This is a genomic window from Streptomyces sp. NPDC040610 (genome assembly GCF_055594065.1).
The window spans coordinates 73,347-93,863 of record NZ_JBVIXA010000005.1; the positions used below are offsets into that span (position 1 = coordinate 73,347).

Here is a 20,517-nt window from a genome sequence, read left to right on the forward strand (position 1 = left end):
TAAGGTGACTTTCGCGCCGTAAATCCGGAGTCCACCAGGCCCCAACAGTCCCTATGGCATACGGGAGTTCGCTTCGTGCGGGAGTTCACTTCGTACGGGAGTTGTCGAGCGCCGCGCGGAGGTGGCCGTTCGACTCGTCGAGGAGGCGGGCCGCCGTGGGGCCGTCGACGGAGCCGATGAGGGTGAGGATGGCGTTCTTGACCTCGCCGTCGGTGGCCGCGAGTGCCGCCTCGATCTCCTCGTCGGAGGCGCCGGTGGCGAGGGCGACGATGCGGCGGGAGCGGGCGCGCAGCTTCTCGTTGGAGGCGCGCACGTCGACCATCAGGTTCCCGTACGTCTTGCCGAGGCGGATCATCGTGATCGTCGACAGCATGTTGAGGACGAGCTTCTGGGCCGTGCCCGCCTTCAACCGGGTGGATCCGGTGAGGAGTTCGGGCCCGACGACGACCTCGATGCCGTGCTCGGCCGCGGCGGCGAGGGCGCTGTCGGCGTTGCAGGACAGGCCGATGGTCAGGGCGCCGCGGGCGCGGGCGTGCTCGACGGCGCCGATGGCGTAGGGCGTGCGGCCGGAGGCGGAGACGCCGACCACGGTGTCGTCGGCGGTGAGGCCGAGCGCGTCCAGGTCCGCGGCGGCCAGGTCCTTGCGGTCCTCGGCGCCCTCGATCGAGGTGATCACGGCGGTGGGGCCGCCCGCGATGAGGCCGACGACGTTGCCCGGGTCGGTGTTGAACGTCGGCGGGCACTCGGAGGCGTCGAGCACCCCGAGCCGCCCCGCGGTGCCCGCGCCCGCGTAGACGAGCCGCCCGCCGCGGGCCATGCGCTCGGCGGTCGCGTCGATGGCGGCGGCGATCCGCGGCACCTGCGCGGCGACGGCCGTGGGCACGGAGGCGTCCTCGCCGTTCATGATCGCGGCGATCTCCGCCGTGGGCAGCCGGTCGATCTCGGAGAGCTCGGGCCGGAACGCCTCGGTGGTGAGGGTCTCCAACTGGGCACGGAGTTCGCCGTAGGCGGCGGGCCCTGTGGGCGTGGAGGTCATAGGGGTGCGGCTCTTTCGGGGGAGGGGGTACGGGCGGGGTGCGGTGCGGCGGTGGGTAGTGATAGCCCGTCCGGCGCTTGAGGACGAGGCCGAAGGCCGATCGGCGCCCGCCCACGCCGAGGGCACTGTCAACGACTGCCGGCGCCCCCGCGAGGGCTGTGCCGGTGGGCCAGAGCCTCGTACGAAGCGGCGAGCGCAGGCGCCGCGGTCTCATAGGTCCGCTGAGCCACACCCACGAACAGGCAGTCCACGACCAGGAGCTGACTGGTCCTGGAAGACATGGCGGCGGGCCGGAGCTCGCTCTCGCGGGCGGTGGACGTGGTCAGTATGTGATCGGCGTACTGGGAGACGAGGCCGTCGGGCCGTCCCGTGATCGCGACGGTGGTCGCGCCGTGCTCGAAGGCGACCCGCAGCGGCTCGATGACGTCACCGGTGGACCCGGAGTGCGTGATCGCGATGGCGACGTCCTTGGCGCGCAGCGTCACCGCGTTGGTGACGGCCAGGTGCGGATCGGAGTGCGCGTGCGCGACCTGCCCGATGCGCAGCAGCTTCTGTACGAGGTCCTGGGCGACGAGCCCGGACGCGGCGACGCCGTACACCTCCACGCGGCGGGCCGCGGCGAGCGCGCTGACGGCCGCGCCGAGCTGGACGGTGTCGAGCCCGGCGGCGGTGTCGGCGAGGGTCTGCTGCTCGTCGTAGGCGAGCTTCGCCACCACGTCCGCGATGGGGTCGTCCACGGCGATGTCGGCGGTGACGGCGGGGGCGCGGCCCGACTGCTGCTGGGCGGCGAGCCCGGCGAGGGCCAGGCGCAGGTCGCGGTAGCCGGGGTAGCCGAGGAGGCGGGCGGTGCGGACCACGGTGGCCTCGCTGGTGCCGGTGAGCTCGGCGAGGCCGGTGACGGTGAGGGCGGCGGTGCCCGCCGGGTCGCCCGCGACGGCCTCGGCGACCCGCTGCATGGAGCGGGTCATCGACGGCGCGAGCGTGCGGACCTTGGCCGCGAGGGCGGCCGGGGCCGGGGGCGCTCCACCCGCGAAAATTTCCTTCACGTCATGGGTCACTCTTGAAAGATATTTTCGGGCCCGGGGCGGGTCAAGACCCCCGACGCCCCGGGCCCGCGGGGCCGGGGGCGCCATCGCCCCGGACCGGCCCGCGCGCGGCGGGGCGCACAATGGCTGTATGGACTCCTCCGCATCCTCCGTCCCCGTCGGCCCGCTGGAGCGGGCGCTGCACGCGGCCCGTGCGCTCGTCCTCGCCGACCTGGTCGCGGACGAGGTCGCCGAGCCGGACGTGGTGTCGTTCGTCGAGGACTCCGTGGCGCAGCGCCGCTGGTGGGTCGAGCAGTGGCCCGAGGGCGTCGACTTCGTCGCCGGGCTCGTCGCGCAGGACGTGCAGGACGCCCTCCTGGAGCGGTACGGGCGGTGGCCGCTGTGTCCGGTGTGCGGCTCGGGCGACCCGCACGCGCTGGACGTGGAGCCGGAGTTGGGCGCCGATCCGCACTGGGTGTGCGCGAAGGCGGGCGTGACGGTCGCCGCCGTCGGCTCGCTCGGGTCGGTGCGCCGGTGACCCTCTACATCGACCCGCCCGTCTGGCCCGGCCACGGCCGCCTGTGGTCGCACCTGGTCAGCGACGTCTCGTACGAGGAACTGCACGCGTTCGCCGCGCGGATCGGCGTGCCGGAGCGGGCCTTCGAGCGGGACCACTACGACCTGCCCGCGCACCGGTACGGGGACGCGGTGCGGGCGGGGGCGGTCGAGATCGGGTCCAAGGAGCTGGTGCGGCGGCTGACGGAGGCGGGGCTGCGGCGGCGCAAGGGGCGGGAGCCGTCAGAGCGGGAGGCGTAGGGGCCGGGAGGCGTCGGGGCCCGACGCCACAGGCCGGGGCGTGTCCGGGCCCTAGGCGTGGGGCGCCCCCTCACGTGGCGTTCAGGGCGACCGTCGGGTGCAGCCGCGAGGCCCGTACCGCCGGATAGAGACCCGCGAGCACGCCGATGAGCAGGGTCGCCGCGAACCCGGCCGCCACCGACCACGGCGGGACCACCGCCGTCCAGCCCTGCGCGAGGGCGAAGCCGAACGTCGCCGCCGTCCCGAGCGCCGCGCCCGCCGCCCCGCCGAGCGCCGAGAGCAGCAGGGACTCCGTGAGGAACTGGAGCCGGACCGCGTTCCTGGTGGCGCCGAGCGCGCGCCGCAGGCCGATCTCCTGGCGGCGCTCCAGGACCGAGATGACCATGGTGTTGGCCACGCCGACCCCGCCGACCAGGAGCGCCACCGCGCCCAGGCCGAGCATCAGGCTGGTCAGGCCCTTGTCGGTGGCGGCCTTCGCGGCGAGTGCGTCCGAGGGCCGGGAGACCTTGACGGCGCCGTCGGAGCCGGGGCTGACCGTGCGGGCGAGGACGGCGCGGACGTCCTCGACCGTGCCGTCCGGGGACCGCTCGAAGATCATCGAGGGGTGGCCGTCGAAGCGGAAGTGCTTCGCCGCGGCCGGGAAGCCGATCATCGCGACCCGGTCCAGGGTGGGGACGAGTTCCACCGGCTGAAGGATGCCGACCACGACGACGTACTCGTCGTTCATCATGATCTTCCCGCCCGGCTCGGTGATGCCGAGGCGCTCCGCGGCGACCGAGCCGAGGACGGTGACGGGCAGCCGCTCGTTGGCCTTGTTCAGCCAGATCCCCTTGGCCACGCGGGCGTTGAGGGCGTCGAGGAGGTCGGTGCGGGCCGCCTGCGCGGTGACGCCCGCCGTCCGCTCCTCGGGCACCACGTCGCTGCGCCGGATCCTGGCGTCGACGTTCCCGGTCGCCGTGGCGTGCTGGACCGGCCCGACGCGCTCGACCATCGCCACCGCCGACTTCGGCAGCTTCAGCTCCCTGCCCTGCCGGTCCTCGCCCGCCTCGACGGTGAGGAGGTTCGTGCCGAGCCGGTCCAACTGCGCCATCAGGTCCGACTTGCTGGACTGGGACAGGCCCACCACGGCGACCATCGTGGCGATCCCGATGGCGATGCCGAGGGCGGACAGGACGACCCGGGTCCGCCGGGCGCGCAGGCCGACCGCGCCGAGGCGCAGGATGTCGCGGGGCGCGAGCGGGGAGGGCCTGAGCCGGGAGGACCTGAGCCGGGCGGGCTTGGCTCGGGAGGGCTTCGGCCGGGGCGGCTGGTGGGACGGCTCGGGCCGGGGCGTGGGCGTCATCGTGACATCGCCTCCTGGCAGCGGGAGTCGGACACGATCTCGCCGTCCCTGAACCGGACCCGGCGCGGCAGCGAGTCCGCGATCTCCTGGTCGTGGGTGATCACGCAGATCGTCGTGCCCGCCGCGTTCAGCTCGTGCAGGAGCTCCATGACGACCTCGCCGGACGCGCTGTCCAGGGCGCCGGTCGGCTCGTCGGCGAGCAGCAGGTCCGGCTCGCCGACCAGCGCGCGGGCGATGGCCACGCGCTGCTTCTCGCCGCCGGACAGCTCGGCGGGCCGGTGCCCGAGGCGGTGGCCGAGCCGGACCCGCTCCAGGGCGGCGCGGGCGCGGGCCCGGCGCTGCCTTCGGGGCACGCCCGCGTACAGGAGTCCGTCCGCGACGTTGTCGACGGCGTCGCGGCCCGCCGCCAGGTGGAAGTGCTGGAACACGAAGCCGATGTGGCGGGCGCGCAGCGCGGACAACTGCGCGTCCGACAGGCGCCCCACGTCGTACCCGGCCACGCGGACCGTGCCCGCCGTGGGCGCGTCGAGCGTGCCGACGACGTGGAGCATCGTGGACTTGCCGGACCCCGAAGGGCCGACGACGGCGAGGAGTTCGCCCGCGCCGACGGTGAGGCTGACGCCGCGCAGGGCGTGCACGTCACCGGCGTACGACTTGGTGACGTCGCGCAGTTCGACGACAGGGGCGGGGCCGATGGGCGCGGAGCCGACGGGTGCGGGGCCGGACGAGGGGGCGGACGTGGGGCCCGGCGCCGGGCCGGGTGTGGAGTGCGTCATTCCGTGGCCACCCCCACCGTCAGCCCCTCCTTGATCCGGGGGCCGCTGACCTCGATGCGCCCGTCGGCCGTCATCCCCGTCTCGACCCGCACCATCCGGGACGTGCGGCCCTCGACGAGCTGGAGGCCGTAGCCGCCGTCCGTGCCGCGCAGCGCGACGACCGCCTCGACCGGGACGGTCAGGACGTCCTCGCGGCTCTCGCTGACGAACTTCACGCTCGCCGTGGCCTTGGCGTCCTCGCCGGAGGCCGCCGCCGCGCCGCCGTCCAGGGAGACCTCGACGGTGATGGTGTCCCCGGCCGCCTCCTCCTCGCCGGAGCCCTCCGGCTTGACGGTTCCGGTGACCCGGCCGCGCTTGGTGGTGCCGCTGGGCAGGGCCACCTCGACCCTGGTGCCCCTCGCGGTGAGCGAGGCGTCGGTCTGGTCGAGCTGGGCGCGGACGACGGGCCTGGTGGAGGCGACGGTGAGGGCGGCCGTGTCCGGGCCGACCTGGTCGGCGAGGGCCGCGTCCGCGCGGACGACCTTGACCTGCTCGGGCTGGAAGACGACGTCCCCCTTGCCGACCCTGCCGGTCGGCGTCCGGTTGAGGGAGCGCTGCCACCGCTTGACGGCGGCGGCCGTGGCCCGGTCGTAGCGCGGGTCGACGTACAGGCCGCCGCCGTGGCCGAGCGCGACGAGATTGCGCTCCAGTTCCAGGACGTCGCTGCCGCGGGCGCCGACCTTCATCTCGCGGAAGGCGGGCACCGGGCCGTACAGGAGCGTGACGGGCTTGTCGTCCAGTTCGTAGAGGGCCTGCCCGCGGGTGACCGTGGCGCCCTCGCGGGCCGCGACCGTCACCGTGCCGGGGACGGCGGACTTCACGGCGCGGCGCCGCGCGTAGTCGATCTTCCCGTCGACGGTCTTGGACAGCACGAGGTCGGTCCGGGTGACGGTGGTGGTGGCGGGCGGCCGCTCGGACCGGCCGCCGCCCGCGTCGCCGCCCCCGTACGCCAGGGCGCCCGCGCCCACCGCCACGGCGGCCGCGGCGACGCCGCCGAGGAGGATTCCCGTACGCCGCTTCATCTACTGCATCCCGTCCAGGCCTTCGAGCAGCTTGCCCTTGCACGCCTCGCGGGCCTGCTTGTACGCGGGCGAGCCCTGGTCGAGCGCCGGGTTCGCGGGGCTGGGGTCGCCGCCGGGGACGACGTTGCCGCCGGACATCGTGGGGTTGGTGAACTTGGAGACGCCGTTGTCGCGCATGCACTTGGCGTGCGCGAGCATCGACTCGTAGTCCTTCTGCGCGTCGCGCTTGGGCGCCAGGTCCGAGGCGGCGACGAACTCGTCGGCGCAGACGCCGTTCTTGCCGCCCTTGTACTCCTCGCCGTGGCCCTTCGGGTCGACGAGCTTGTCGATCTTCGACCAGTCCAGGTAGCCGCTCAGCTTCGGGTCGGGGTAGTCCTTCAGGCCGCCCTTGGTGCGCATGCAGCGGACGTAGGTCAGCTGGGCGTCGTAGAAGGCGCTCTTGCCCTCGGCGGCGGGCCGGGAGTCGTCCTTGCCCCGGCCGCCGTCCTTCCCCTTGTCCTTGCCGGAGGCCCCGTCCGCGGTCGGCTCCTCGGGGGCGGAGGCGACGCCCTCGTCCTTGACGCCGTCGTCCTCGCCGCCGCAGGCGACGCAGAGGGCGAGGAGGGGGGCGGCGACGGCAGCGGCGACGCGGAGGCGGGTGGTGCGCCGGGACGCCGTGCGCCGGGCGGCGGGGCTCAGGGAGCTTCGGGCGGCGGAGCCCCGGGAAGCGGTGTGGATGCTCATGCGGACCACCGTCGGGCCCGTACATGGTGGCCGGTCCATGGCCGCATGATGAGCACGTAACAATGCGCGAGAACGCCGGTCCCGGCCCCCGCGACCGGGCCTGAACAGGGCAAACCCTCGCGCATAATCGGCCGCATGGCCCATGTACTGCTGATCGAGGACGACGTGTCCGTGCGCGACGGCATGGAACTGGTGCTGCGCAGGCACGGCTACGACGTCGCCACGGCCGCCACCGGTGAGGACGCCCTCGCCCTCCTCGCCGACCCGGCGGGCACGGCCGTCGAACTCGCCGTGCTCGACCTGATGCTGCCCGGCATCGACGGCTTCGAGGTCTGCCGACGGCTGCGCGAGGGCGGCTCCACGGTGCCCGTGATCATGCTGACCGCGCGCGGCGACGACACCGACATCGTGCGGGGCCTGGAGGCGGGCGCCGACGACTACGTGGTCAAGCCGGTGACCGCGCCCGTACTCGAAGCAAGGATCCGGGCGGCGCTGCGCCGGGCCGAACCCTCCCAGGCGGCACGCGGCGAGGACCACGCGGGCCTCGTCATCGACCGTGCCGGGCTCACCGTCGCCAAGCGCGGCGCGCCGATCGCCCTGCCGCCCACCGAACTGCGCCTGCTCCTGGAGCTCTCGGCGTCCCCGGCGCACGTCTTCAGCCGCGAGCAGCTGCTCCAGTCCGTGTGGGAGCACGGCTTCCTCGGGGACTCCCGCCTCGTGGACGCGGCGGTGGGCAGGCTCCGCGCCAAGATCGAGGACATTCCGGCGCGGCCGCGCTACATCCAGACGGTACGGGGCTTCGGCTACCGGTTCGGGCCGGTGTGAGGGTGGTCCGCCGCAAGGAGCGGGCGCGGGGGCCGGAGGCCGAGGGTGCCGCGGGCAGCCGTACCGACGCAGGGCCCGGCGACTCCCGCCGCCCCGCCGAACCGCCCCGCCCCCGAGGCGGCCCCCGCGGCGCGCTGCGGCGCCTCGTCGGCCTCCGCACCCGCCTCGTCGTGGCCTTCGTCCTCATCGCCCTGGTCAGCGCGGTCACGGCGACCGCGCTCGCGTACCGCGAATCCCGTACCGCCGTCCTCGAACGCAAGCAGGACGCGGTGCGCACCGCCTTCAAGAACCGCGTCGAGCAGGCCGCCGCGGACTTCGACGTCCCCGCCGACGAGGTGTCCCTGACCCGCTTCGCCACCACCGTCGCGGACGGCCTCGGCGACGACGCCGTGGTCGTGGCCCGCTACCGCTCCCTCACCGTGTCGTCCGACGCGTCCGCCGACCGCTCGCGGATCACGCCCGCCCTGCGCGAGGCGGTGCGCGCCCACAACCGCATGAGCTTCCAGCGGGTCGACCGCGACGGCAGCCCCTACCTGGTCGTGGGCACCCCCGTCACGTTCGACGGCGCGGCGCCCTCGGGCCTCGACGCCTTCGCCATCACGTCGCTGCGGGCGGAGAGCGAGGCGACGGCCGGTGTCCTGGACGCGGTGCGGAACGGCATCGTGCCGGTGGTGCTGCTCGCCGCGGTCCTCGCGCTGCTCTCCGCCGGTACGGTCCTTCGTCCGGTACGCGAACTGGGCCGCGCCACGCGCCGCCACGCCGCCGGAGACCTCACCTCCCGGGTACGCGTCCGGGGCCGCGACGAACTCGCCGACCTGGCGAGGGACTTCAACAAGACCGCCGACGCCCTGGAGGCGTCCGTCGCCGAACTCCGCGAACAGGACGCACGGGCCAAGCGCTTCGTCGCCGACGTCTCGCACGAACTGCGCACCCCGCTCGCCGCGATGACGATGGTCGCCACCGTCCTCGACGAGGACGCGGACGCGCTGCCGCCGGACTCGGCCCACGCGGCCCGCACCGTCAGCGAGGAGACGGCGCGGCTCTCCCGGCTCGTCGACGACCTGATGGAGATGTCCCGCTTCGACTCGGGCGCCGCCCGCCTCAACCTCACCCCCACCGACCTCGCGGAAGCCGTCGCCGCCTCGCTGTCCCTGCGGGCCCTGACCGACCGCGTACGCACCGAACTGCCCCCCGGCGTCCGGGCCATGGTCGACCGCCGCCGCGTCGACGTGATCGTGGCCAACCTCGTCGGCAACGCCCTGCGCCACGGAGCGGCCCCCGTGAACCTGACCCTCGCCACCGACCCGGCGGGCGACTGGCTGACCGTCGAGGTGGCCGACCGCGGCCCCGGCCTCCCGCCCGAGACCCTCGCCCACGTCTTCGACCGCTTCTACAAGGCCGACTCCGCACGCACCCGCTCCGAGGGCAGCGGCCTGGGCACCGCCATCGCCCTGGAGAACGCCCGCCTGCACGGCGGCACGATCGAGGCGGCCAACCGCCCGGACGGCGGCGCGGTGTTCACGCTGCGGCTGCCGTGGCGACGCCCGAGGGAGGCCCACGCGTGAGGCCCACGACCAGGCGCGCGTCCCTCGCCCTGGCGGCTCTGGCCACCGTACTGCTCACCGGCTGCGGAGTCCGCCCCACCGGCGTCCTGGACGGCGGCGAGGCACCCGGGGGCCTCACCAAGGGCCTGCGCCTCTACTTCGTCTCGCAGGCGGGCCGCCTGGAGGGCGTCGCCCGCCCCGGCATCCCGGCGTCCCGGGTCACGGACCCCAAGACCGTCATCAAGTACCTCCTGGTCGGCCCGGTGGACTCCGAACGCGACGCCGGACTCACCACCTTGCTGGGCGACGACGGCAGCTACGACGCCACCGTCGACGACGGCAGGGTCACCGTCCACATCCCAGCAGGAGCACTCAGCGGCTCCCCCGTGGAGAACCGCAACCTCAAGGGTCAACTCGTCTGCAGCATCGCAAGGGCCCGAGCGATGGCCGACGCCAAGGGCACGACCCGGACGGACGACATCCGCATCACACTCCGCCCGAGGGCCGACGCCCGCCCGGGAACGTACGTGTGCTCGGACTTCCTGAAGTGAACAAGTGGCGTCGGTGAGCGATCTCAGCCCCTCCGGCGCTTGAGGAGCGGGGGCCTGGGGGCGGAGCCCCCAGCTTCGGGAAGGGGCGGGATCGGGGAGCTCTCGGCAGAGCCCCGCACCCGCACGGACACCGCAACAGTCGCCAACGCCAACGTGGTGAGCCCAGCCCCCGCCCAAGCAGCCGACTCATACCCCCACCCCTCATCGATGACGGTCCCCCCGAGCCACGGCCCCGCCGTGTTCCCCAGGTTGAACGAGGCCGTGGCGGTGGCCCCCGCGAGGGTGGGCGCCGCGGCCGCGACCTCGAAGACGCGGGCGTTGAGCGCGGGCCCGGTATAGAAGGCGGACACCCCCAGCAGAAACGCAAGAATCACCGCGGCGACGGCACTCGCGGAGAGCAGCGCGAGGGAGCCGAGAAACACGGTGGACGCGGCGATCCCACTGAACAGCACGGTGAAGAGCCGCCCATCCGTCACCCGCCCCCCGATCGCCGTACCGATCAACGCCCCCACCCCGAACAGCGCCAGCACCCCCGGCACCCAGCTCTCCCCGAGCCCCGCGACATCGGTGAGGAGCGGAGCGAGATAGCTGAACGCGCAGAACACCCCGCCGGCGGCGAGCGCGACGACGGCGACGGCGAGCCACACCTGCCGGTCGCGGTAGATGACGAGTTCGCGCCGCAGGACGGGCTGTTCGGCGGGCGGGGCGATGCGCGGGACGAGCAGGACGACGCCGACGAGGGCGAGCGCGGAGGCCGCGGCGACCGCCCAGAAGGCGGAGCGCCACCCGAAGTGGTCGCCGAGGAAGGCACCCGCGGGCACGCCGAGGACGTTCGCGAGGGAGAGGCCGCCGAGCATGACGGCGATGGCCCGCGCCCGCTGTGTCACCGGCACCATCGCGACGGCGACGGCCGCGCCGACGGCCCAGAACCCGGCGCAGGCGAGCGCGCTGACGACGCGGGACGCGAACAGGACGGCGTACGAGGGGGAGAGGGCGCCCGCGATCTGGCCGAGGCCGAAGACGCTGATCAGGGCGATGAGGGTGGCTCGGCGCGGCAGCCGCAGGGTGGCGGCGGCGAGCAGCGGGGCGCCGACGACCATGCCGATGGCGAACGCGGAGATCAGCAGTCCGGCGCGCGGCACGGAGACGTTCATGTCGTCGGCGACGGCGGGCAGCAGCCCCGACAGCATGAACTCACTGGTGCCGAGCGCGAAGACGGCGACGCCGAGGGTGTGGACGGCTATGGGCATGCGAGAGGGCACGTTTTTCGCCAACGCGTTCGGAGGTGTGGGCATTCCCGCTGTTGGGCGGGCCGGTCGACGGGGATGTGGCCGGGCGCGGTCGGGCGTCGGCCGGGGCGCGGTCAGGCGTCGCGCGGGTGTTCGAAGACCACCGCGTCCTCCCGATCGGCCGCGCGGCTGAACCCGGCACGGGCCAGGACGCCGTGGGAGGCGGTGTTCCCGACGTCGGAGAGGGCGCGCAGGCCCCGGACGTCGGTGTGGTCGGGGTGGGCGAGGGCCCAGGCGGTGAGCGCGCGCAGGGCCCGCGTGGCGTAGCCGTTGCCGCGGGCCGCGGGGACCAGGCTGTAGCCGACCTCGGCCCAGCCGTCCTCGCCGGGCACGCCGTGGAAGCCCATGGCGCCGACGGCGCGCTGGTCCTCGGTGCGGACGACGGCGAACATGCCCCACTCGGGGCGGTGCGTCCCGGCGGCGTACGCCTTCGCGGTGCGGTCGGCCGCGCCGCGCGTGCCCCCGGACGGGCCGTCGTCGGCCCAGGCGAAGCCGCCCGTGCCGCCCGCGGCGATGTCGGCGGCGGCGTCCGGGGACACCTCGACCAGGTCGACGGGGCCCGCGGGCAGCAGCAGGGGGTTGTGCCAGCGCCAGCGGTCCAGGCGGGCGTGGCCCTCGCGGGTGCCGCGGCCGGTGGCCCACAGCAGGACGCGCCAGTGGTCCTCGCCGTCGTGGGCCGGGGGGACGTTCGGGAACAGGCGGGAGAGGAGGGCCTCGCACAGGTCGGCAGGGGGTGCGTAGGCGACGCCGAAGGCGCGCAGGACGTCGTAGGTGTGCAGGAGCAGCTCCGCGACGCCCATCGCGGCGAAGCCGGTCGCGTCCGCGCTGCCGGACGGGTAGGGGTGCCAGCCGCGCACGCCCCGCGGTGTGGTCCGTGCGACCGCCGCGAGCAGGCCCGCCGTCGCCTCCACGACGCGCACCGCGCCGTCCGCGTCCGTGCCCTCTTCAAGGCGCATCTCGACGGGGACGTACGCGCCGGTGCCCGCGGTGCGGCCGGTGAGCTGCGTCGCGTACGCCGTGAAGTCCTCCGCGATGTGCTGCGCCGTGTCCAGGCAGCTCCACTCCAGGTCGCCCGCGGGCGCCGTCCAGTCGTACTCCGTCGTCGCCACCGCGCGCAGCGCCGCCACCGCGTGTGCCGTCGCCTCGTCGATGCGTTCCCCGCCGTTGAAGAGCATGGCGCGAGGCTACGCGAGCAGGTCCAGCTCCGTCGTCAGGTTTTCCCTGGCCAGGGGCTCCCAGTGGGTCGCTCCGTACTCCGTGCGGAACAGGCGGGGCAGGGCGAGGAGTTGGCGCAGGACCTCCGCCCGGCCCGCGCGGAACGCCTCGTCGGGGACGAAGGCGTACTCCTCGCGGACCGCCGCCGCGTAGGTGGCGTACGCGTCCGGGGGTGCCGCGAGGATCGCGAGGTCCGCGTCGCACAGGACCTCGCCGTTCGCGTCGCCCTCCGCCGGGTCGTGGGTGGTCGTGAGGCGGACCAGGCGGGCCACCTCCGCGGTCGCCTCCGGGGGCAGGCCCGCCTCCGGCAGGGCCCGTTCCGCCAGGCGGGCGCTGCGTTCCTCGTTCTCCGAGCGGTCCGGGGCGTAGACCGCGTCGTGGAACCAGGCGGCGAGCCGCACCAAGTGCGGGGTGTCCGCGTGGGGGTGGAGGGTGTCGATGTGGTTCAGGACGGCGAGCAGGTGGTCCGTGGTGTGGTACCGCCGGTGCGCCTCGCCCCACCGGGCGATCAGATTCTCCCCGTACGCCTCCGGGTCCGGGCCCGGACCCGGCCCCCGCGCCCCGAGCAGCGCCTCCCGCCACCGAACCCGAAGCCCTTCGACACCCTCTGCAGCCATCCCCCGACCCTAGCGGCACTCCCCACCGCACCCCGATCGCCGGACGGGGTGGGTGCCCCGCGCGGCCGGGCCGACCACACCTCCGACCACGCTCCGAGCCCGTCCGGCGATTGAGGACGAGCGCGCAGCGCGATCGGGGGCCCCGGCGCGAGGCCGCAGGCCGGTTGGGGGGTGCGTCGGTCGGGGGGAAAACGTTTCTGGGCGTTGCCTTTCGGGGCAACGCCCGCTTGGCTGGCCGCCATGACGTACGACGACGCGAACACGCCCGACGAAGCGTACGAATCCGACCGCCCGGGTCGGCTCCTGCGTACGGAGCGGGACGCCCTGATCCCCCTCCTCCGCTCCGCCGCCGACGAGGCGTTCGCGACCCCCACCTGCTGCCCCGGCTGGACAGTCCGAGACGTGCTCGCGCACTGCTCGGCCGCCCTGAGCCGAGTGATCGAGAGCCGCTTCGAGGAGGGGGTGTTCACCGCCGAGGGCAACGACCGGGACATCGCCGAACGCGCGCACTGGCCCACCTCCCGCATCGTGGACGAGCTGGAGCACGGCATGACGAACGCGGGCGCGGCCATCGCCGCGTCGAAGGGCCTCTTCGACGGTGTCGCCCTCGGCGAGTGGGTGCACGCGGGCGACGTACGGGACGCGTGGGGCCTGCCGGGCGCGTACGGCGGCGCCGGACTCGCCGACGCGCTGCCGCTGCTCACCGCGTTCAGCAAGCAGTCCGAGGCCCCGCCCCTGCACGCGGACCTCGACGGCTACGACGAGCCGTTGATCCTGGGCGTGACGGACGGCAGCCGCCCGCCCGCCCGGTACATCGGGGACGCCCCGACGCTGGTGCGCCTGTACGCGGGCCGCCCCCTGTCCGACGCGAAGTTCGAACTGGCGGGGGCGACACAGGAGGAGTTGAGCATTTTCAGCTGAGGACGAGGTCGAGGCCCGGCAGGTCAGGCCGGCCCGGTGGGGCGGGTCAGTGGCCGTGGGGCGACTCGGCGCCGGTCCCCGCCTCGTGGGCCCCCGCCCCACCCGCCCGCACCGTGAACGCCGCCGTCCGCACCACGCCCTCGTGCCGGAAGTCCAGGAACAGGCGGTACGCCCCCGCGCTCGGCGCGGTCGCCGTGAAGGACACCTCGGGGCCGGGCTTCGTGGCGCCGTCGCCCGGTTCGCCGTTCGGGTGGACGTGGAGGTAGGCGAGGTCACCGGCGCGCAGCGCGACGAGGTGGCCGTAGGCGCCGAGGTAGGGCTGGAGGTCGGTGACCGGCTTGCCGTCGCGGGTGACGCGGAGGGTCACCTCGCGGGGCTTGCCGGGGGTGAGCCCGCCGGTCAGCCGCACCTCGTAGCCGTCGGGGGCCTTTGCCGTCGCGGTCGCGGGCGGCAGCTTCCCGGGGGCGTACGGGCCGGTCACGGCCAGGTCGGTGCCGAGGGTGACCTTCGCGTCGGCGCCCCGGGGCGTGAAGTCCGCGAACACGCGGTAGTCCCCGGCCTTCGGCAGCGTCGCCGGGACCGACCAGGTGCCGTCGGCGGCACGCGCGGGGTGCAGATGGCGGTAGGTCGTCAGGTCCCGTGAGGCGAGGATCAGGTGCAGCTCCTTGCCGTGGTCCTTCTTGTACGTCTTCAGGGGCGCCCCCGAGGACTCCTTCAGGACGGTGAAGCGCAGGTCGGTGCGCTCGCCCGCCTTCGCACGCGGGGTCCTGAGGTCGAGCGCGTACCCCTGGTCGGAGACCTGCAGCCCGGCCGGTGCGGCGGCCGCGCCCGCGGGCTTCTCGTGCCTGCCGCCGTCCTTCCCGTGCCCCCCTTCGCTCTTCTCGCTGTGCGCCGCGGGCTTGCTCACGGTGTCGACGTTCGTGCCGACGCCGTACGCGGCGGTGAAGGCGGCCGCTACGGCCGCGGCGTACGCGGTGATCCTCAGTCCGGTCTTCATGTCGACGACGATACCCCCTGGGGGTATGAAGTCAAGCGGTTGCCCCGAGGGTGATCTGCTTGCGTCTTGATACCCCCCAGGGGTATACATGGACTCGTAAGCGATACCGGGCCCGGGTATGCCGGGCAGGAGGAGAGCGGCTGACATGTCGACCACGCAGTCCACCCGGCCCACCGGCTCCCCGCAGGCGGCGGGGACCACGGAGGTAGAACTCTCCATCGGCGGCATGACCTGCGCCTCGTGCGCGGCCCGCATCGAGAAGAAGCTCAACCGCATGGACGGCGTGGCGGCGACCGTCAACTACGCCACCGAGAAGGCCAAGGTCACCTACGACGGCGACGGCATCGCCGTGGCCGACCTGATCGCCACCGTCGAGGCGACGGGGTACACCGCCAAGGAGCCCGCCCCGCCGAGCGCGGAGCCCGGCGGGGGAGGAGTGGGCGAGGCGGGCGGCGAGGACGCCGACGCCGCCGCGCTGCGGCCGCTGCGGGAGCGCCTGATCACCGCCGTCGTGCTCTCCGTGCCCGTCATCGCGATGGCGATGGTCCCGGCACTGCAGTTCGAGTACTGGCAGTGGCTGTCCCTGACGCTCGCGGCGCCCGTCGTGACGTACGCGGCCTGGCCCTTCCACAAGGCGGCGGTCACCAACGCCCGGCACGGCGCGGCCACCATGGACACGCTGATATCGGTCGGTACGTCGGCGGCGTTCCTGTGGTCGCTGTGGGCGCTGTTCTTCGGCTCGGCCGGGACGCCCGGCATGACGCACGCCTTCGAGCTGACCATCGAGCGCAGCGACGGCGCCGCGAACATCTACCTGGAGGCCGCCGCCGGGGTCACCGCGTTCATCCTCGCCGGGCGCTACTTCGAGGCCCGGTCGAAGCGGAAGGCGGGCGCGGCCCTGAAGGCGCTGCTCGAACTGGGCGCCAAGGACGTCACCGTGGTGCGGGACGGGCGGGAAGAGACTGTTCCGGTCGGCGAGCTGAAGGCCGGTGACCACTTCCTCGTCCGGCCCGGCGAGAAGATCGCCACCGACGGGCGCGTCGTCGAGGGCTCGTCCGCCGTCGACGCCTCCATGCTCACCGGCGAGTCCGTGCCCGTGGAGGTCGCCCCCGGCGACGCCGTCACCGGCGCCACCCTGAACGTCGGCGGCCGCCTCGTCGTCGAGGCGACCCGCGTCGGCGCCGACACCCAGCTCGCCCGGATGGCGCGGCTCGTCGAGGACGCACAGAACGGCAAGGCCGCAGCCCAGCGGCTCGCCGACCGCATCTCGGGCGTCTTCGTGCCCGTCGTCATCGCGCTCGCCGTCGCCACGCTCGGCTTCTGGCTCGGCAACGGCGCGGGCCTCACCGCCGCGTTCACGGCCGCCGTCGCCGTACTGATCATCGCCTGCCCGTGCGCCCTCGGCCTCGCCACGCCGACCGCGCTCATGGTCGGCACCGGGCGCGGCGCCCAGCTCGGCATCCTGATCAAGGGCCCGGAGGTCCTTGAGTCCACGCGCCGCGTCGACACGATCGTCCTGGACAAGACCGGCACGGTCACCACGGGCCGGATGACGCTGCTCGCCGCGCACGTGGCCGAGGGCACGAGTGAGGACGAAGTCCTGCGGCTCGCGGGCGCGTTGGAGCACGCTTCGGAGCACCCGATCGCCCAGGCCGTCGCGGCGGGCGCCGCCGAGCGGGTCGGCGCGCTGCCGGTGCCGGAGGACTTCGCGAACGTCCCCGGGCTCGGGGTGCAGGGGATCGTCGAGGGGCACGCGGTCCTGGTGGGCCGTGAGCAACTGCTGGCCGAGTGGGCCATGGAGCTGCCGGAGGGGCTGAAGCGGGCCAAGGACGCGGCCGAGACGGCCGGGCGTACGGCCATCGCGGTCGCCTGGGACGGCGAGGCGCGGGCCGTCCTCGAAGTCGCCGACGCCGTCAAGGAGACCAGCCCGGAGGCCATCCGCCGCCTGCGCGACCTCGGCCTCACACCGATCCTGCTCACCGGCGACAACGCGGCCGTGGCGCGGTCCGTCGCCGCCGAGGTCGGCATCGCGCCGGAGCACGTCATCGCCGAGGTGCTTCCGCAGGACAAGGTCGACGTGGTCAAGCGGCTCCAGGGCGAGGGGCGTTCGGTCGCGATGGTCGGCGACGGCGTCAACGACGCGGCGGCGCTCGCGCAGGCCGACCTCGGGCTCGCCATGGGCACGGGCACGGACGCGGCCATCGAGGCGGGCGACCTGACCCTCGTCCGGGGCGACCTGCGGGCCGCGGCCGACGCCATCCGGCTCTCGCGCCGCACCCTCGGCACCATCAAGTCCAACCTGTTCTGGGCCTTCGCGTACAACGTCGGCGCGCTGCCGCTGGCCGCGGCGGGACTTCTGAACCCGATGATCGCGGGCGCCGCGATGGCGTTCTCGTCGGTCTTCGTGGTCGGCAACAGCCTGCGGCTGCGCGGGTTCAAGCCGCTGAGCTGACACTGCTGTGGCCTGATCAACTCGGTTCGTGGCCTGATCACCCCGGTGCGGTTCGATTCGCGCCGGGGTGATCTGCGCGTACCCTGGTAATTGGACTAGACCTGTGTTTCTGTAGTCGGCGCTCCGCACGACGTCAGCCCACAGTCGGCCCCGACTCCAGAAGGAAGACATCCATGAGCAAGCGCGCGCTCCTGGAGGTGATCGCCCTCGACGCCGAGGACGCGGTCGCCGCCCAGGCCGGAGGTGCGGACCGCCTAGAGCTGGTCACCGACATGGCCGCGGACGGGCTCACGCCGTCCGTCGCGACGTTCACGGAGATCCGCTCCTCCGTCGACATCGCGCTGCGCGTCATGCTGCGGCTCGCCGACGGGTTCGCCGCCGGGGACGTGGCCGTGCTGGCGCGCCGGGCGCGGGAGTTGCGGGACGCGGGGGCCGACGAGTTCGTCCTCGGCTTCCTCGACGAGGCGGGCGGCGCGGACGTCGCCGCCGTCGACGCGGTCGTGGAGGTCCTCGACGGGTGCCGGTGGACGTTCCACCGGGCCATCGACCGGGCCGCCGACCGGGACGCCCTGCGCAAGCAGCTCGCCGACCTGCCCGGGCTCGACACCTACCTCACCGCCGGTGCCGCCGCCGGTGTCGACGAGGGCCTGCCCACGCTCCTCGCCGAGGCCGCGCGCTCCGGGGAGCCGGGGTACGAGCCCCGCATCCTCGTCGGCGGCGGCCTCCGCCTCGACCACGTGCCGGGACTCCGCGCGGCCGGGCTCGACGCCTTCCACATCGGCGGGGCGGCCCGGCCCGACGGGTGGGACGCGCCGGTCTCGGCGGAGGCCGTCTCGGCCTGGCGGCGGGCGCTGGACGCCTGACCCGCCCCCCCCGGGCGGGCCAGGCCGACCGGCACGCTCCGGCTCCGGCCGACCGCCACGTCACGCCGTCGCCAGCACCTCCGGCAGCGGCGTCGAGTGCAGCACTGTCAGCCCCGACACCGCCCGCGTCAACGCCACGTACAGGCGCCGCAGGCCGGTGCGTTCGTCGGGTTCGGCGGCCACCACCGCCGCGGGCTCGTCCAGGACCACGTAGTCGTATTCGAGGCCCTTCGCCAGGGACGCGGGGACGAGCGTGAGGCGGGTGTCGGGGGTGGTCTCCTCGCCGGGGGAGAGGTGGGTGACCCCGGCCTCGGCGAGTGCCGCCGCCAGGGCGGGGACGCGGTGGTCGGCGGCGATGAGGCCGATGGACCCCTCGTGGCGGAGGGACTCGGCGCAGGCGGCGAGGGCGGCCGCGTCGGGGTCGTCGACGTGGCGTACGGACAGGGAGCCGGGGGACTGGCGCACCGAGCTGACCTCGGCGAGGCCGGGCGCGATGGCGGGCAGCAGCCGCGAGGCGTACGCGATCACCTCGCGCGGCACGCGGAAACCGGCCGTCAGCTCCTCCACCACGGCGTCGGACTTGCCCAGATGGGCCAGCGCCTCGTCCCAACTCGGCGTCGCCCACGGCGTGGTGCCCTGCGCGAGGTCGCCGAGCACGGTCACGGACCCGGTGGTGCAGCGCCGCCCGACGGCCCGGTACTGCATCGGGGACAGGTCCTGCGCCTCGTCGAGGACGACATGCCCGAGCGAGTGCGTACGGGCCACCAGGTCCGCCGCCTCGTCGATCAGGACGGCGTCCGCCGCCGACCACTTGGCGCTCTTCGGTGTACGCGGCGCCTTCGCCCAGAGCACCGCCTTCTGCTCCGCCTCCGAGAGCAGCCCCTCGGCGTGCTCCGCCAGGAACTCCGCGTCGCCCAGCAGCCGCAGCACGAGCCGCGCCGGATCCACCTGCGGCCACACCGCCTTGACGGCCGCCTTCACCGCCGCGTTGCGCGCCACCGCGTCCTGCACCCGGTCGTCCGGCGCCTCCCCGGACCGCTCCATCTGTACGAGCACGGCGTGCGCGACGCGCTGCGGCAGGGCCTCGCGCGCGGCCCCGTACCGCATGTCGCGGGCCAGCAACTCCCCGACGATCTCCTCGAACTCGTACGCCGGTACGCGCCAGCGCCGCGACCCGCGCACCACCACGATCGCCTCCCTCGGCATCGTGACGTGCGACCGCAGCGCCCGCCGCAGCACCTCCGCCATCCGCGCGTCACCCTTGATCAGGGCGGCCTCCGGCTCGTCCGTGCCGCGCACCTCGACATGCGCGACGAGGTCGGCGACCGTCGCCTGCCGCACCTCCAACTCGCCGAGCGCGGGCAGCACTTGCTCGATGTAGTGCAGGAAGGAGCGGTTCGGCCCGATGACCAGCGTGCCGGTGCGGGCGAGCCGCTCCCGGTGGGCGTAGAGGAGGTAGGCGACCCGGTGCAGGCCGACCGCCGTCTTGCCCGTGCCGGGCCCGCCCTGCACGCACACGGACCCGCCGAGGCCGCCGCGCACGATCTCGTCCTGCTCCGGCTGGATCGTCGCGACGATGTCCCGCATCGGGCCGACGCGCGGCCGCTCGATCTCCTCCTGGAGCAGCCTGCTGACCTGCTCGGCCTCGGTGGTGTCCGTCAGGTGCTCGTCCTCGTACGCCGTGAGGTCGCCGCCGGTGTAACCGAACCGGCGGCGGAGGCCGACGTCCAGCGGGTCCTTCTTCGACGCGCGGTAGAACGGCTGTGAGACGGGTGCGCGCCAGTCGATGACCATCGGGTCGCCGTCGGCGTCGTGCACGTGCCGTCGCCCGATGTAGAACCTCTCGCCGTCCGCCCCCTCGGCCTGGTCCGCGCCGGGCGCGTGCAGGAAGTCCAGCCTGCCGAAGAACAGCGGTGTGTGCGAGAGGTCGGCCAGGGCCTTGATGCGCTCGTCGATCTGGCCCTGCAGTACCTCCGCGTTGACCCAGTTCGCCGTCACGTCCCGGATGTCCAGGGACTCCGCGTCCTCGCGCATGGCGCGCAGCGCGGCACGGGACGCGGTCAGGTGCGCCTGTTCGCGGGCAAGGGGGTCTGGGGGCGCGGCGTTCACGGGGGCCTCCGGCGGCGGGTGCGGGATGTGCTCGGTGCGTGGCTCAGGGCCGCCGGTTTCCGGCCGGGCGGCGGCGCTCCAACAGGGCGGGAGGCGGGAAGGGGGAATCCTAGTCAGGGGGGTGGGACGGGCCAAACGGTTTTTCGGCGGGGCGGGACCCGGGAGGCGTCGAGGGCGGCAAACCCTGACGCACCCCCGAGAAAACCCTGAGGGCGGGCGTCCCCGCGCGTCCCTCCCGAGGCGTACGGGCAGACCCCCGGCGGTCCTACCGGCGGAGGCCGCCCATGACCCCCGAGTCCTACCGGCGGACGCCGACGTTTACCCCCGCAGGCCGATGTGCGCGGGCCCCGCGAAA

19 protein-coding genes are annotated in these 20,517 nt (G+C 74.4%); 8 read left to right on the forward strand and 11 right to left on the reverse strand.

Going from position 1 to position 20,517, the window contains the following annotated elements; genetic code table 11:
- Window positions 1–85: 85 nt before the first annotated feature.
- Window positions 86–1,036 (reverse strand): N-acetylmuramic acid 6-phosphate etherase, encoded by a 951-nt coding sequence (murQ, locus tag ACZ6AA_RS19085; RefSeq protein WP_471459038.1) that lies wholly within the window; start codon window positions 1,034–1,036, stop codon window positions 86–88.
- Between the two features lie 128 nt (window positions 1,037–1,164).
- Entirely contained in the window at window positions 1,165–2,094 is a 930-nt protein-coding gene (locus ACZ6AA_RS19090) for a MurR/RpiR family transcriptional regulator (protein WP_289949263.1), read from the reverse strand.
- Between the two features lie 118 nt (window positions 2,095–2,212).
- Here ACZ6AA_RS19090 and ACZ6AA_RS19095 point away from each other — a divergent pair, with 118 nt between their 5' ends.
- Window positions 2,213–2,599, forward strand: coding sequence for a hypothetical protein (locus ACZ6AA_RS19095; protein WP_468457410.1), 387 nt, complete (start codon window positions 2,213–2,215; stop codon window positions 2,597–2,599).
- Complete coding sequence (locus ACZ6AA_RS19100) at window positions 2,596–2,877, forward strand: DUF4031 domain-containing protein (RefSeq protein ID WP_468457408.1); 282 nt, start codon at window positions 2,596–2,598, stop codon at window positions 2,875–2,877. Before ACZ6AA_RS19095 ends, ACZ6AA_RS19100 begins: the two co-directional genes overlap by 4 nt.
- A 70-nt stretch (window positions 2,878–2,947) precedes the next feature.
- On the opposite strand, the gene ACZ6AA_RS19105 is transcribed toward ACZ6AA_RS19100, so the two are convergent.
- Genes ACZ6AA_RS19105 through ACZ6AA_RS19120 form a run of 4 tightly spaced genes read right to left on the reverse strand, consistent with a single transcriptional unit; the run spans window position 2,948 to window position 6,779 of the window.
- Window positions 2,948–4,219, reverse strand: a complete 1,272-nt coding sequence (locus ACZ6AA_RS19105) for an ABC transporter permease (RefSeq protein ID WP_468457407.1) — start codon at window positions 4,217–4,219, stop codon at window positions 2,948–2,950.
- Complete coding sequence (locus ACZ6AA_RS19110) at window positions 4,216–4,995, reverse strand: ABC transporter ATP-binding protein (protein WP_468457406.1); 780 nt, start codon at window positions 4,993–4,995, stop codon at window positions 4,216–4,218. Before ACZ6AA_RS19110 ends, ACZ6AA_RS19105 begins: the two co-directional genes overlap by 4 nt.
- Entirely contained in the window at window positions 4,992–6,056 is a 1,065-nt protein-coding gene (locus tag ACZ6AA_RS19115) for a peptidoglycan-binding protein (protein WP_468457405.1), read from the reverse strand. The genes ACZ6AA_RS19110 and ACZ6AA_RS19115 overlap by 4 nt, the downstream gene beginning before the upstream one ends.
- Window positions 6,057–6,779, reverse strand: a complete 723-nt coding sequence (locus tag ACZ6AA_RS19120; RefSeq protein ID WP_468457403.1) for a hypothetical protein — start codon at window positions 6,777–6,779, stop codon at window positions 6,057–6,059.
- Between the two features lie 135 nt (window positions 6,780–6,914).
- Between ACZ6AA_RS19120 and ACZ6AA_RS19125 the strand changes: the two genes are divergently transcribed.
- From ACZ6AA_RS19125 to ACZ6AA_RS19135, 3 genes are read left to right on the forward strand one after another with little or no spacing between them, the layout of a single operon-like run.
- The gene (locus ACZ6AA_RS19125) at window positions 6,915–7,604 is read left to right on the forward strand and encodes a response regulator (RefSeq protein WP_468457401.1); all 690 of its coding nucleotides are present in this window, start codon (window positions 6,915–6,917) and stop codon (window positions 7,602–7,604) included.
- A 2-nt stretch (window positions 7,605–7,606) separates the two neighbouring features.
- A complete protein-coding gene (locus ACZ6AA_RS19130) occupies window positions 7,607–9,169 on the forward strand; it encodes an ATP-binding protein (protein ID WP_471459042.1) in 1,563 nt (520 codons plus the stop codon).
- Window positions 9,166–9,699: a hypothetical protein gene (locus ACZ6AA_RS19135; RefSeq protein WP_471459044.1), complete on the forward strand. Its 534-nt coding sequence runs from the start codon at window positions 9,166–9,168 to the stop codon at window positions 9,697–9,699. The genes ACZ6AA_RS19130 and ACZ6AA_RS19135 overlap by 4 nt, the downstream gene beginning before the upstream one ends.
- 23 nt (window positions 9,700–9,722) lie before the next feature.
- On the opposite strand, the gene ACZ6AA_RS19140 is transcribed toward ACZ6AA_RS19135, so the two are convergent.
- The 3 genes from ACZ6AA_RS19140 to ACZ6AA_RS19150 all read right to left on the reverse strand — a co-directional run bounded on the left by ACZ6AA_RS19140 (window position 9,723) and on the right by ACZ6AA_RS19150 (window position 12,820).
- On the reverse strand, window positions 9,723–10,949 hold the full coding sequence (locus ACZ6AA_RS19140) for a Cmx/CmrA family chloramphenicol efflux MFS transporter (protein ID WP_468481261.1): 1,227 nt from the start codon (window positions 10,947–10,949) through the stop codon (window positions 9,723–9,725).
- A 113-nt stretch (window positions 10,950–11,062) separates the two neighbouring features.
- The gene (locus tag ACZ6AA_RS19145; protein WP_471459046.1) at window positions 11,063–12,163 is read right to left on the reverse strand and encodes a GNAT family N-acetyltransferase; all 1,101 of its coding nucleotides are present in this window, start codon (window positions 12,161–12,163) and stop codon (window positions 11,063–11,065) included.
- A gap of 9 nt (window positions 12,164–12,172) precedes the next feature.
- Window positions 12,173–12,820: an HD domain-containing protein gene (locus ACZ6AA_RS19150; protein ID WP_468457391.1), complete on the reverse strand. Its 648-nt coding sequence runs from the start codon at window positions 12,818–12,820 to the stop codon at window positions 12,173–12,175.
- A gap of 240 nt (window positions 12,821–13,060) precedes the next feature.
- On the opposite strand from ACZ6AA_RS19150, the gene ACZ6AA_RS19155 reads away from it, so the two are divergent.
- A complete protein-coding gene (locus ACZ6AA_RS19155) occupies window positions 13,061–13,741 on the forward strand; it encodes a maleylpyruvate isomerase family mycothiol-dependent enzyme (RefSeq protein ID WP_468457390.1) in 681 nt (226 codons plus the stop codon).
- A 46-nt stretch (window positions 13,742–13,787) separates the two neighbouring features.
- Here ACZ6AA_RS19155 and ACZ6AA_RS19160 read toward each other — a convergent pair whose 3' ends face one another.
- Complete coding sequence (locus tag ACZ6AA_RS19160; RefSeq protein WP_471459048.1) at window positions 13,788–14,738, reverse strand: hypothetical protein; 951 nt, start codon at window positions 14,736–14,738, stop codon at window positions 13,788–13,790.
- Window positions 14,739–14,883: 145 nt separating this feature from the next.
- On the opposite strand from ACZ6AA_RS19160, the gene ACZ6AA_RS19165 reads away from it, so the two are divergent.
- A complete protein-coding gene (locus tag ACZ6AA_RS19165) occupies window positions 14,884–17,190 on the forward strand; it encodes a heavy metal translocating P-type ATPase (RefSeq protein WP_471459050.1) in 2,307 nt (768 codons plus the stop codon).
- A 173-nt stretch (window positions 17,191–17,363) separates the two neighbouring features.
- A complete protein-coding gene (locus ACZ6AA_RS19170) occupies window positions 17,364–18,053 on the forward strand; it encodes a copper homeostasis protein CutC (RefSeq protein ID WP_468481264.1) in 690 nt (229 codons plus the stop codon).
- Between the two features lie 60 nt (window positions 18,054–18,113).
- Here the strand turns inward: ACZ6AA_RS19170 and ACZ6AA_RS19175 are convergent, their stop codons facing one another.
- Window positions 18,114–20,162, reverse strand: a complete 2,049-nt coding sequence (locus ACZ6AA_RS19175; RefSeq protein WP_468457382.1) for a HelD family protein — start codon at window positions 20,160–20,162, stop codon at window positions 18,114–18,116.
- Window positions 20,163–20,517 lie beyond the last annotated feature (355 nt).